15 protein-coding genes are annotated in these 12,318 nt (G+C 36.4%); 3 read left to right on the forward strand and 12 right to left on the reverse strand.

Annotation, left to right across the window (positions count from 1 at the left end; all coding sequences use genetic code 11):
- The first annotated feature begins 81 nt into the window (after window positions 1–81).
- Window positions 82–1,149, forward strand: a complete 1,068-nt coding sequence (locus tag NIZ91_20370) for a LysM peptidoglycan-binding domain-containing protein (GenBank protein ID USY55024.1) — start codon at window positions 82–84, stop codon at window positions 1,147–1,149.
- 177 nt (window positions 1,150–1,326) lie between these two features.
- Here the strand turns inward: NIZ91_20370 and ssb are convergent, their stop codons facing one another.
- Window positions 1,327–1,671, reverse strand: coding sequence for a single-stranded DNA-binding protein (gene ssb, locus NIZ91_20375; GenBank protein USY55025.1), 345 nt, complete (start codon window positions 1,669–1,671; stop codon window positions 1,327–1,329).
- 121 nt (window positions 1,672–1,792) lie between these two features.
- Here ssb and NIZ91_20380 point away from each other — a divergent pair, with 121 nt between their 5' ends.
- Complete coding sequence (locus NIZ91_20380; protein USY55026.1) at window positions 1,793–2,260, forward strand: YwpF-like family protein; 468 nt, start codon at window positions 1,793–1,795, stop codon at window positions 2,258–2,260.
- 470 nt (window positions 2,261–2,730) lie between these two features.
- On the forward strand, window positions 2,731–3,153 hold the full coding sequence (locus NIZ91_20385) for a helix-turn-helix domain-containing protein (GenBank protein ID USY55027.1): 423 nt from the start codon (window positions 2,731–2,733) through the stop codon (window positions 3,151–3,153).
- A 33-nt stretch (window positions 3,154–3,186) separates the two neighbouring features.
- Here the strand turns inward: NIZ91_20385 and NIZ91_20390 are convergent, their stop codons facing one another.
- The 11 genes from NIZ91_20390 to NIZ91_20440 form a co-directional block, all read right to left on the reverse strand.
- The gene (locus tag NIZ91_20390) at window positions 3,187–3,477 is read right to left on the reverse strand and encodes a hypothetical protein (GenBank protein USY55028.1); all 291 of its coding nucleotides are present in this window, start codon (window positions 3,475–3,477) and stop codon (window positions 3,187–3,189) included.
- A 124-nt stretch (window positions 3,478–3,601) separates the two neighbouring features.
- On the reverse strand, window positions 3,602–4,426 hold the full coding sequence (locus NIZ91_20395) for a flagellar hook-basal body protein (GenBank protein USY55029.1): 825 nt from the start codon (window positions 4,424–4,426) through the stop codon (window positions 3,602–3,604).
- 31 nt (window positions 4,427–4,457) lie between these two features.
- The gene (locus NIZ91_20400; protein ID USY55030.1) at window positions 4,458–5,273 is read right to left on the reverse strand and encodes a flagellar hook-basal body protein; all 816 of its coding nucleotides are present in this window, start codon (window positions 5,271–5,273) and stop codon (window positions 4,458–4,460) included.
- 113 nt (window positions 5,274–5,386) lie between these two features.
- Complete coding sequence (locus NIZ91_20405) at window positions 5,387–6,388, reverse strand: rod shape-determining protein (protein USY55031.1); 1,002 nt, start codon at window positions 6,386–6,388, stop codon at window positions 5,387–5,389.
- 185 nt (window positions 6,389–6,573) lie between these two features.
- Window positions 6,574–6,837: a sporulation transcriptional regulator SpoIIID gene (spoIIID, locus tag NIZ91_20410; protein ID USY55032.1), complete on the reverse strand. Its 264-nt coding sequence runs from the start codon at window positions 6,835–6,837 to the stop codon at window positions 6,574–6,576.
- Between the two features lie 247 nt (window positions 6,838–7,084).
- Window positions 7,085–7,927: a M23 family metallopeptidase gene (locus tag NIZ91_20415; protein USY55033.1), complete on the reverse strand. Its 843-nt coding sequence runs from the start codon at window positions 7,925–7,927 to the stop codon at window positions 7,085–7,087.
- Window positions 7,928–8,094: 167 nt separating this feature from the next.
- The gene (spoIID, locus tag NIZ91_20420; GenBank protein ID USY55034.1) at window positions 8,095–9,126 is read right to left on the reverse strand and encodes a stage II sporulation protein D; all 1,032 of its coding nucleotides are present in this window, start codon (window positions 9,124–9,126) and stop codon (window positions 8,095–8,097) included.
- 155 nt (window positions 9,127–9,281) lie between these two features.
- Entirely contained in the window at window positions 9,282–10,589 is a 1,308-nt protein-coding gene (gene murA, locus NIZ91_20425; protein USY55035.1) for a UDP-N-acetylglucosamine 1-carboxyvinyltransferase, read from the reverse strand.
- A gap of 31 nt (window positions 10,590–10,620) precedes the next feature.
- Window positions 10,621–11,364, reverse strand: a complete 744-nt coding sequence (locus tag NIZ91_20430) for a YwmB family TATA-box binding protein (GenBank protein ID USY55036.1) — start codon at window positions 11,362–11,364, stop codon at window positions 10,621–10,623.
- Between the two features lie 105 nt (window positions 11,365–11,469).
- The gene (locus NIZ91_20435; GenBank protein USY55037.1) at window positions 11,470–11,709 is read right to left on the reverse strand and encodes a DUF1146 family protein; all 240 of its coding nucleotides are present in this window, start codon (window positions 11,707–11,709) and stop codon (window positions 11,470–11,472) included.
- A gap of 181 nt (window positions 11,710–11,890) precedes the next feature.
- On the reverse strand, window positions 11,891–12,298 hold the full coding sequence (locus NIZ91_20440; GenBank protein ID USY55038.1) for a F0F1 ATP synthase subunit epsilon: 408 nt from the start codon (window positions 12,296–12,298) through the stop codon (window positions 11,891–11,893).
- Between the last annotated feature and the right edge of the window lie 20 nt (window positions 12,299–12,318).

The raw sequence follows: 12,318 nt of genomic DNA on the forward strand, positions 1-12,318 counted from the left end.
TACTTCTTCTTTTTTTTTAGATTATGATTAAAACGAGTCGAAAATAGTCTAAAAGATTCATATACAAAAGGAGGATTACTAGTGAAAAAAAAGCAAATTGTCCTGTCGATAGGATCGATATTAGGAGGAATTACCCTTTTTCAAACGTCTACTGACGCTGCTTCTACTTCTGTTCAGGTAAAGTCAGGCGATACTTTGTGGTCAATAGCTACTAAATATCAAACAAGTGTACAAAACTTAAAGACTCAAAATAACCTAAAGTCTGATGTTATCCATATAGGACAAACACTCGTGATTTCGTCTAATGCATCAAAACCATCAGAGCCTACGAAACCTGTTGAGACAGCAAAACCAACACCTTCCACACCGAGTACTGCTTCTACTTATAAAGTACAAAGTGGCGATACGCTATATAAGATTGCAGCTCAATTTAAAATGAGCGTTTCAGATTTAAAAAGGTTAAATTCACTCTCATCAAATGTTATTTATGTCAACCAAACATTAAAAGTAAATGGACAAGCTACATCTTCTAACCCCAAGCCGGAAGTAACGGAACCACAAACGCCGTCGGTTTCAACAAATGGTACATACAAAGTTCAGCAGGGTGATACGCTTTCTAAAATTGCAGCTCAGTTTAAAATGAGCGTCTCTGCTCTTAAAACAGCAAATAACTTAAAATCTGATATTATTTATGTCAACCAGGTCTTAAAAGTAACTACATCTGGAGCAGCGCCATCTACGCCAAGCACTGGCACTCCTTCAACTACAACGCCAACCAATGGACAACTAAATGTTTCTAAAATGATTACTGATGCAAAGAAATATATAGGTGTTCCTTATAAATGGGGTGGTACAACACCATCTGGCTTTGATTGCAGTGGATTTATTTACTATGTAATGAAAGAACAAGTTTCAATGCCTCGTTATACAACAATGGGCTTTTGGAATGCTTCAAAGTCGGTAAGTCAGCCACAACCTGGAGATTTGGTGTTCTTTACTACATATACGTCAGGACCTTCACATCTAGGAATTTACCTAGGAAATCGTCAGTTTATTCATGCTGGCTCTTCAACAGGTGTAACTATTTCAAGCTTAGATAATAGCTATTGGAACAAACGCTACCTAGGAGCGAAACGTTTCTCAAAATAAAAGCTAAACTCCTCTAGTTGTTACTTGCAGCTAGAGGAGTTTTTCACAAAAAAGAACCATTGATGAGAGTTCAATGGCAAAGTGGGGATTATAATAAAGAGAGGAAAGTAAGTTTTTCTGATCTTGGATAAAAGAGATAATGAAGCAATTCCATTTAGCTTATAGTGCTGAAAAACATCATGGCTGATTTTCAGGTGAGGAAGGCTTACCGCTTAAAAACCGAACATATTCTGCGATAATTTCTGTAACATAAGCGCGTTGATGCAAGTTGTTTTCAAACGTACGTGTTTGCACACGACCTACGACTCCTATAATAGACTCCTTATCACAGTATTTCGTCATGTTTTCAGCGTTTTTCCGCCATAGCGTTATTGATACAAAATCTGCGTCCACTTCTCCTTCCTGGTTACGAAAATTTCTGTTCACAGCTACTGTAATGTGAGAAAAAGGAATTCCTTCGGAAGTATATTTTAGTTCAGGAGCTCGTGTCAAACGCCCTACTAACACTACTTCATTAATCAATTGATCACCTCTTTATTCAATTTCTACACAATCAAAAGGTTGAATAATAAGAATATTCTTATACCTCATGTTATAATAGTGGTATACGAGTAACATATTTGTTAAAGGAGGAAGCTTCTGTATGAAAACATTTCGATTAGTCGGCCTACAACTAATTGATCATGAAGGAGAGAAACATAATTTAGAATTAAATAAAGGGTTAATTATTAATAAAGAAGATACAGATAACCATTGGATTCTCGAAGCTGTTATTGATCAGCAGTTTACACGCTTATTTGAGCTGCCACTAAAAGATCATCAACCTGTACAAATTGAGGCACTTATCTCAAAACCAACCAACGATCCTGCCTTGTTTTCGGTTCAGGTTGTTTCAGTCAAAGCAATTAACGATAAGCAGATAAGCGTATTAATGAAAGGTACATTACTTGAAAGAAAACTACACTTTGCTGAAATGATTCTCGCTAACTTGATTGAACAAGGTTTAACAGGTTCTGAATTATTAGCACAGTTTAAATATCAGCTTCATAATAAAAAACGAAATAACAAAACTCTTCCTACTAATGAACGAGAAAATATAAAGAACACGTGAAGATTAAAAAATTTATATTACTTAAAAGGGTGTTGAGTCATACGGTGAAGGTTATGGTTGGAGGGTAAAGGATTAATAGGCTTAAACTCTCTATGCTTCCCCAAAAATAAAGGTAAATCATTCATTCGACTATTCTTTCTTTTGCGATGTTTTATTTGATTACGTTTCAAGTAATATTTCGCCATTTCTCTACTCCTTTCTTGTTTGTATTATGTATATTAATATATTTTTTACCATGATTCAACAGCTTTTTCTTCACCTTTTTTTACTTATCAGTTAAGCTTTATTTTTTTCACCACTTTTTTTTAAAAAACCCCTATCTTACTTTATTTAATTTAAAAATAAACGAATATTACCTTGAATTTTCTGTCATTTTGCTGTATTTTTTTAATTAAGTTCGAATATTACTCATTTACATGACTTTAGACCTAATTCCGAACACAATCTATATGAAGAAAGAAGTGGTACTTATGTTAGAAATTGCTGTTAAGATTAAAATGCTTCGTGCTAATGCAGGTTTGACTCAAGATCAATTTGCAAAATTGCTTAATATTTCTCGCTCTAAAGTTTCCAAATGGGAAACTTCCATTCAATATCCCGATATAGCAGACTGCCTTTTGCTTAAAAGTCATTTCCAAATAAATCTAGATGAGTTTTTAGAATCTGAACCTCACCTTCAACAACCCCACAAACTCAACTCTTCACCTGCTACTTATCATGTTTCCGACAACGATGTTCACACTCTACTTATGCTCTTTCAAAAATACCCTGATTTAAAAAAAGCTTTACAAAAACTGCACTCTTTACCAGAAGTACCTCAAAAAGAGCTCTTAAATACCATCACCCCTTTATTCCGGAAATTGTATACGCTTTCAAACAAAAAACAAACATGACAACCTAAGCTGACATGTTTGTTTATACTCATTCTATTCATCTTTACGATCTTTATCTTCCATATCATTCATATCTTCTACTGGGTCTTCTTGGTCATTCTCATTGTTTTCATCATCATTTTGATTCTGGTTATCATCCATGTTGTTCATATCGTTTTCGTCTTGCATCTCTTGTTCTTGCATATTTTCTTCTTTTTGCTCATCCATGTTTTCTTGCTCTTCCATTTGCTCTTCTTCTGGCGGTGGGTCTTGCGTGTTACACGCCCCTAGTGTTGCAAGTGCAAACACAGCTGAACCTAAACCCATAAGTATTTTTTTCTTCATCGTAGCAACTCTCCTTTTACATAAATTCAATCTACGTACTTAGAATGCCACGTGAAGGTATAGTTTATGAACAAATTAAAAAATTAGTTATAATTTACTATTTTATAAAAAGCAAAGCGAATAATTAACGTATACTGTTTACCAGTCCCATCATTTGATCAGCAATTGAAATGGATTGCGAATTAAACTGGTAGGCTCTTTGCGTCAATGTCATATCCGTTATTTCTTTGCTCATATCAACGTTCGATTGTTCCAAGACCCCTTGCCGAATCCCCGATTCCATACGTTCATCACCCTGTAAGCTTTGAATACTATTTTCTTGATTTAGAGCATCAGGAACCTTAAATAAAGATAAACCAACTGCCTCAAGTGACTGCGGACGGTTTACTCGAGTTAAACCTAGGGTAATAACTTCATTTTCTTCACTTCCAACAACAGTTAATTCACCAGCTTTATTAATTTGAAGCTCACGAAAGTCCTTGCTAAAGGAAATAATATTGCCTTCACTATCTAAGACTGCATTTCCATCTGCGTTCACTAACTGTACTTCTCCGTTTCCAAGTGGGGTAAGATAAAAGGAACCGCTTTTTGTATAGTACGTTTCTACTGTACCATTATTATCTCTCTGCACCTGAAAGAAAACGTTTGGGTTGGTTAATGCAACATCTAGTTGTCGCCCTGTTTCTTGAAGTGAACCTTGTGTAGTAACAAGTTTCGTTTGAGAAAGAATGGCTCCTGCTCCTTGACGAATGCCAAGCGGTGTCTTTCTTCCTTGTTCACTTGCTTTATCCGACTGATTAGTGATTTGTTGATACAACATATCACTAAATGACGCGTCACGCTTTTTGTAACCAACTGTATTTACGTTTGCCAAGTTGCTTCCAACTAAATCTAAGCGCTGTTGCAATTGAGTCATTGTGTTTGTAGCATTAATCATCGAGCGATTCACGTATTATTCCTCCAATTATTTGATACAATGCTTATCTTACTTTACCAATTTCATTGGCTGCTTTTTCCATGCTGCGATCGTAAGCTTGCATCACTTTTTGATTTGCTTCAAATGTACGATAAGCAGTAAGTAGTTCAGTCATAGTTTGTGACATATTTACATTAGAGCGCTCCACAAACCCCTGTTTAATTTCGTAAGAAGCGTCACCGTTTTCAATAGTTGAAGGCAACGGCTCACCATTTTCAGTTTGGTATAGTCCGTTTCCTGTTTTAATGATTGTTTCCATAGAATCAGCATACGCAATATTTAATTGCCCCGTTACTTCACCATTAACCATTACATTCCCTTGATTATCCACTTTAAATTCTTCACTTCCGACATTGATAGTTTCATTATTTATATTAAGCACATATTCACCATTATTAGTGGTTAAAAATCCTGCCGGGTCTACTGAAAAATTACCATTTCGTGTATAAGAAAGGTTATCCTCAGAACTCTGTACTACGAAAAATAAGCCACCATTCTGGTCTGGTAAGTTCGTTTGTAACAGTGCGAGATCTGTTTGGTAATCGGTTTGCTGGAGATCTCCTTGCACAAAATTAGGAACCGTTTCTTGTAAGTATACTCCTGTATTTAAGCTTCCAATGTTCTCTTGAGAACGAGTTACAGTTTTTCCTTTTTGCTGCTCTTCGATACGCTGCAATAACATCTCCGGAAACGCTCTAATAACTCCTTGATCCTCTTTAAAGCCTGGAGTATTTGCATTAGCAATATTATTTGTAAGCATATCTGTTCTTCGCTGTTGGGATAGCATTCCTGCTGTCGCTGTATAAAAACCTTTAAACAACTTGTCCACCTCACACTTTTAGAAATAATAAAACTCCTCTTGTAATACTTTACAAAGAGGAGTTATCATCTTATTTACGCTTTTACAAAAAGCGTATGATAAGAATTTCATTATTAAATAATACTTCGGCGAGAAAGTCGATCGATATTGTCTAGCATAATACCTGTACCAACTGCAACACAATCCATTGGACTCTCAGCAATCAGTACGGGAACTTTTAGTTCTTCTGCTAGCAACTGATCAATACCGTGTAGTAAAGCTCCTCCGCCTGTTAAGATAACACCTCTATCTATAATATCGGCAGAAAGCTCTGGAGGTGTACGTTCTAAGACACTTTTTGATGCTTGTACAATGACGCTAACAGATTCTCTAAGCGCTTCCTCTACCTCATGAGATTTTACTGTGACTGTACGAGGAAGGCCTGACACCATATCTCGACCTCTAATATCTAATTCTTCTTCTCTTGAGTTAGGGAAAACTGTACCAATTTTCACCTTAATTTCTTCAGCTGTTCTCTCACCAATTAACAGCTTATATTTGCTTTTTATATACTGTAAGATTTCAGCATCAAAACGATCTCCAGCCATTTTAATAGATGAAGCTGTTACAATATCGCCCATTGATAACACAGCCACATCTGTTGTTCCCCCACCAATATCCACTACCATATTACCGCTTGGTTGAAAGATATCCATTCCCGCACCAATAGCTGCTACTTTTGGCTCTTCTTCTAAATAAATGGTTTTGCCGCCACTTTTTTCGGCTGCTTCACGTATTGCCTTTTGTTCTACGGATGTAATATTCGTAGGACAGCAAATTAAAATGCGAGGTTTCGATAAAAAACCTTTTACATTTAACTTATTAATGAAATATTTCAACATAGATTCTGTAATATCAAAGTCCGCGATTACACCATCTTTAAGAGGACGAATTGCTACAATATTACTAGGTGTACGTCCAACCATCTGACGTGCTTCTTCCCCAACTGCTAACACTTTATTTGTATTTTTATCGATTGCTACAACCGATGGTTCATTTAATACAATTCCTTTGCCTTTTACATGAATTAAGACGTTAGCCGTACCAAGGTCGATACCGATGTCTTTTGCTAACATACCTTAAATCCTCCTTCAGTTTACATATCATTGCATGCATACCATTCTTTTTTCCTAATTTACTATTTTATCACAAATTGTATATGTATGTATTTATTAATAAAAATTTTTATTTTTTTACTTTTTTAACCAATATAAATTCCCCTTTCCTACCCTATTGCTTACGATAGTAAAGGGGAATCGTACTACTTTACAATTTCTTCTTCTTTTTTGTATTTTAATTTTGTTGCTTCCCCTCCACGCAGATGTCGAATTGATTTATGGTAATCAAGTATTTCTTTTACTTCATTTGCTAGTTCAGGGTTTATTTCAGGTAGTCTTTCTGTTAAATCTTTATGGACAGTACTTTTAGAAACACCAAACTCTTTCGCAATTACACGAACGGTCTTTTTGGTTTCCACGATATACTTCCCAATCTTGATAGTTCTCTCTTTGATGTAATCGTGCACTCTACTCGCCCTCCCTAAATTGGATGTGAGATGATGAAAAACATTCTATATTTTTCCACCATTCTCTTTGTAGGTTTGTAACAGTGTATTAGCTTATACGAAGATATATGCTATAAAAGTCAAGAGGGACAAGTGATTTATTTTATTTTTTTAAAAATTTCATCTATTTTATCAAAAAATAGAGAAAAACCTCCTTCTCTTAACCCAAAACTGAGTTTAAGAGAAGGTAGGCTTTTATTAGTTTATATTATGCATTTGATTTTAATTCATCCGCAGATTGCTCTTTCTTTTCAGGAGCTTTAGGTGCTTCGTCACCAGTTTTATCTTCCTGCTTTGACTCTTCTTTATCCTTTGATGGCTCATCAGCTGTAGTCGGTTCTGTCACTTCAGCAGCTTTCACTTCTTTAATAGAAGAGACTGATTTACCAAAGTAATCGCTAGGATTCATAGCAACGCCATCTTTACGAATTTCAAAGTGAACATGGTTATTTGCTTCTTGGTTATATAAGCTCTTTCCAGCTTTAGCAAGCACTTGACCTTGTTTCACAACATCTCCTACTTCAACAGTCGCTTCATCTAACGATTGGTACTGCGTAACAAGTCCATCTTTGTGATCCACTTCAATTACAAATCCAAGCAACGGGTCTTTTTCGGCTTTTGTAACAGTTCCACTTGCAGCTGCTGTTACATCAAATGATTTATCACCTTCTACCGCTAAGTCAATACCTGTGTTTGGGTGATACGTATTATTATAAAATACGAGTGCTGCTTCTTGTTGTTTCTTTGATGCTTGATCATCGTAAAATGGTTTCTTCACAACAGCATCCTTATCATTTACAAGTGGCATCTTTAAATTCTCAAGCGATGCATTTACTTCCATTGCATCTTCTGTATATGCAGTCCCATCTTGTCCATAACGATCTTTAGCATCTTCGCTTAGGTTACTATTTCCATTCGCTTGAAACCAAAGAACGGCTGTAAGGATAATTGCTGCGCTTGCCAGATAGATTGCTGGGAAAATCCAACGCTTTCTAAAAAGTTTGTGAACCTTTGATTGTTGAGAAGTACGTTTCTTTTCTTCCTCTCTCATGTATCATCACCTCAGCAACCAGTTTGAACACAATTTTAAGAATATATACACAACCTAAAAGTTTTTTTCGATTATTTTTCGACAAACGTTTTAAAAATATACATAAAGCTATTTATTTCCCCAAAAAAAGCTTACTCTAGATCTATGTCTAGAGTAAGCTTTTTTATTTACTTTTTAGCCGTTAGCTGTGTAACATACTGGTCTGAGCCGGCGATTGCTACACCTGTATAATAATGAGTCACTATGTCTTTATAAGATTTACCCTCCATAGCCATACCGTTAGCACCGTATTGACTCATACCAATTCCATGCCCATATCCCTTAGTTTCAATGACAATATGGTCATTCTCACGCTTCCATGTAAAATCAGCTGATGAAAGATTTAGCTTATTACGTACCACAGTTCCAGCTATCTTTTTATTGCCAACCTGCACATAATCTACTCGTTTTCCAGGCGTTTTTGAAATAATATTACCTACATCACCAGATTGTGAGATGTTGACGTCTAGCTTCTGTTCAAACTCTGAAATAGATACCATCTTTTGATTTTTAAACTTAGGTGATTTCGTGTCCCAATGACTCTCGACACTCTTTAAATAAGGGATAGAATTTGACCACACCGACTCTGAATTTTCCGTATAACCATTGCTAGTTGAAAAAAATGTGGCATCAATGGGCTTATTTTTATACGTCAAGATTTGTCCCTCTGTTTTTTTAACCGCATCTTTTACTTTTTTGATTTTCCACTCATACTCTTTTCCCCATTGCTCTTTTAATTCTTTTTCACTTAAATATACTTGATCGTTTACAGTATCTGTAATGTCTGCTCCGGCTGGTAAGCCTGCATTTGCTCTATTCATAAGCTTTTGAACAGTATAAGTGCGCGCTGCAAGGCTTTGGGCTTTCAATGCTTCCAATTCAAACTCTGCAGGCATTTCAGCAGCTACGACTCCTACTAGATATTCTTCAAGAGGCAACGTCTCTACCTGCTCTGATTGAGAGCGATATACACCTACATCAATATCTAGCTGTGAACTAGGCGCTTCCTCTACCTCAGACTGTTCCGCTTTTTTATTCTCTTTATTCATTAATGAATCGCTTTCGTTTTCAATAAAAGGTATCACCAATAAAGTTGGAATTAAAAGAATGACGAGAAAGAAGATCGCTGCTAGAATAATCATTGGCTTTATTTGCTTCATGTACACAGAGCCTCCATATCTATGAATTTATCAAGGAACTCAATAATCCTTATAATTCATATTTATGGATAGGGACAAGCTTTTATGACACTCCAAAACCTTTTCTAAATTTGTCCATAAAAAAAAGTATCTCGACAAAGCGAGATACTTTTTTATTACATATTTACATCAGATACTTGTTGTGATGTTTCCACTTGATGTGTTTTATCATTTACACGTTCAATATCAGCACCTAATCCCGCTAGCTTTTGGTGGAAGTTCACATAGCCACGATCTAAATGCTTTAATTCAGTAACGCGCGTATAGCCATCAGCCACTAAGCCAGCAAGCGTTAATGCTGCTGCAGCACGTAAATCTGTTGCTGCTACTTCTGCGCCTTGTAGTTTTGAAGGACCATTAATAATCACAGAACGACCTTCAATTTTAATATCTGCATTCATACGACGAAACTCTTCGACATGCATAAAGCGATTTTCGAAAACTGTTTCTGTAATCATACTTGTGCCTTCAGCTGCTAACAATAATGCCATCATTTGAGATTGCATATCTGTTGGGAAGCCAGGGTGTGGCATCGTTTTAATATCAACAGGCTTTAATTTCTCCGGTCCAATAACACGTAAACCGTCGCCTTCTTCAATAATCTTCACGCCCATCTCTTCCATTTTTGCTACCAACGAGCTCAAATGTTCAGATACAGCTCCACGTACAAGCACATCTCCACCTGTAATCGCTGCTGCTACCATGAACGTACCTGCTTCAACGCGATCAGGAATAATTGAATGTTCGGCACCATATAATTTGTTAACACCCTCAATTCGGATTGTACCAGTTCCAGCTCCACGTACTTTCGCACCCATCGCATTTAAGAAGTTTGCTAAATCCACAATTTCAGGCTCTTTTGCTACGTTTTCAATAATTGTTGTACCTTCAGCAAGCGTTGCCGCCATCATGATATTTTCAGTGGCACCTACACTTGGGAAATCTAAATAAATCTTTGCACCTTGTAATCTTCCTTCAACTTCAGCATAGATAAAGCCGTTTCCAACCGTAACTTTGGCTCCCATTGCTTCAAAGCCTTTAAGGTGCTGATCAATTGGACGAGAACCAATTGCACATCCACCTGGTAACGCAACACGCGCTTTACCAGTACGGGCTAATAAAGAACCCATTACTAATACAGATGCTCGCATTTTTCTTACATACTCAAAAGGTGCATCTGTTTCTAATTCTCTTGATGCATCTACAACTACACGATTTGTTTCAAAATCCACTTCTGCATTCAGATGTCTTAAAACTTCGCCAATCGTAAATACATCGGAGAGAGCTGGTACATCATTTAAAATGCTTTTTCCATCACTAGCTAATAATGTTGCAGTGATAATAGGTAAAACGGCATTCTTTGCACCTTCTACTTTTACTGTACCGTTTAATCTATTTCCACCGCGGACGATGATTTTTTCCAAGGTATTCCCCTCCGCGTCCATTTTCTATATATTAATATTCAGACGTAATAATAGGTGTGCCAACAACTAGGGTTGTTTGACCGCCCATTCCTGTCTTGCGTAATGCAATTTGTAAGTTCATTTCCTGCTGTTGACTTGAAAGAGCTTCTTCCCACAGTCCAGTATATGCTGATACTGATACAAATGACTCTTCCATTAGCGATTCAATCTGCTGGGCATTGAATGCTGTTAATAATTGCTTGACTTGTAAAGACAAAACACTTTCCATCTTATCATTTATTTCACCTTTTATACAAGAGAAAATTAATGGATTTGTTAGGAAAAGTTGCTCATAATTGTCTTTAAAAATCTCTTCGGCATCGTTGACATTCCGAGTCGTGAATCCTTGTCCTATTAACTCATATGAGATATATCCACCCTTACTTTTTTCATCTCCCGTATAGGTTAACATAATCAACTCTTTCACAGATTCCGTTTGTCTTGTACCCTTAGCTTTCCATACATCGTTTTCCCTTTTAATGTCCCATTTAAAACCTCTAAATTTACTTTGAAGCTGTTTTGATTTCATTTGGAAGTTTACTAGACTAGTAACGTCCATAGCTTCTTCACGTGCATACAATGACCATTCTTTCATCTCTACAGCTTCTTTATTTAAGACGTTAACCATTTTTTCAAGCGTTGAATTCGAAGCTTGTGCATTGGTCACGTAACTTCCATAATATACGATTATACCTGCAATGAAAATAGCCAAAAAGACACTAATTTTTTTCCCCATTTCCTCACTCCCTCTTCTTACTATCAGCCTGTCCAAATTAACCAGATGAATACACCTGTTTCGTCGTCATTTTTAGACAGCCTTTTAAGAGGGTAGCACTACTTTCTATTGAAATAAGGAAGGAATTCGCTGCGACCAGAATAAGTAATCCAAAAAGAAATTACTAACAGTAGAAGCGATTGTAATAGTTAGCAAGATTAACATGATTCTTGCTTGTACTATCCGGTTTGGCTTCATTAATTTCTCAATCTGAAAACCTTGAAGCGCATACCATGTAATGACAATAAAAATAAGGTGAGAAACCATCGCTAATAGCGCCTGTGGACCAATACCACCAATTAGCATGATCACACCTCCTTAACATAATGATAAAAAACAAAGAAAAGCCACTATCTCATTTAATCACAGTCCAGCGCAATGTGCAAAGATTTACCTCTATATAACTTAATTTACATATTTTAACTTAATATAATCTTTTTATTTACATGTAAAAAGCCTCCTTAAAAGCTTAAGGAGGCTTTAGTTATTACATTTTTTGTTTAGTAACTTCTATGCGATTTAAAGCACGCTTTAAAGCTAACTCAGCACGTTTATGATCAACGTCATCTTGTTTGCTTTGCAGTCGTGTTTCTGCTCTCTTTTTTGCTTCTTCTGCACGAGAAACATCAATCATATCTGACGTCTCTGCTGCTTGTGCTAAGATTGTTACTTTGTCAGGTCTTACTTCAAGAAAGCCTCCACTAACAGCTACAACTTCATCACTGCTGCTTCCTTTTTTCAAGCGGACGGCTCCAATTTGTAATGGAGCTACCATCGGAATATGTCCATGTAAGATACCAAGCTCACCACTTTGAGCTCTAGCACTGACCATTTCCACTTCCGAATCGTAAACTGGGCCATCAGGAGTGACTACACTGACATGGATTGTCTTCATTCAAAAAACCTCCTATGTCC

It is taken from the genome of Bacillus sp. 1780r2a1 (genome assembly GCA_024134725.1).
Classification (GTDB): domain Bacteria; phylum Bacillota; class Bacilli; order Bacillales; family Bacillaceae_H; genus Priestia; species Priestia aryabhattai_A.

Coding starts and splice junctions, on each gene's coding strand:
- NIZ91_20405 (USY55031.1), bottom strand. CDS start 6,388: ATGTTAGCAAAAGACATCGGTATCGACCTTGGTACGGCTAACGTCTTA.
- NIZ91_20385 (USY55027.1), top strand. CDS start 2,731: ATGTTAGAAATTGCTGTTAAGATTAAAATGCTTCGTGCTAATGCAGGT.
- NIZ91_20440 (USY55038.1), bottom strand. CDS start 12,298: ATGAAGACAATCCATGTCAGTGTAGTCACTCCTGATGGCCCAGTTTAC.
- NIZ91_20390 (USY55028.1), bottom strand. CDS start 3,477: ATGAAGAAAAAAATACTTATGGGTTTAGGTTCAGCTGTGTTTGCACTT.
- NIZ91_20435 (USY55037.1), bottom strand. CDS start 11,709: ATGCTAATTGGTGGTATTGGTCCACAGGCGCTATTAGCGATGGTTTCT.
- NIZ91_20415 (USY55033.1), bottom strand. CDS start 7,927: ATGAGAGAGGAAGAAAAGAAACGTACTTCTCAACAATCAAAGGTTCAC.
- spoIID (USY55034.1), bottom strand. CDS start 9,126: ATGAAGCAAATAAAGCCAATGATTATTCTAGCAGCGATCTTCTTTCTC.
- NIZ91_20380 (USY55026.1), top strand. CDS start 1,793: ATGAAAACATTTCGATTAGTCGGCCTACAACTAATTGATCATGAAGGA.
- NIZ91_20430 (USY55036.1), bottom strand. CDS start 11,364: ATGGGGAAAAAAATTAGTGTCTTTTTGGCTATTTTCATTGCAGGTATA.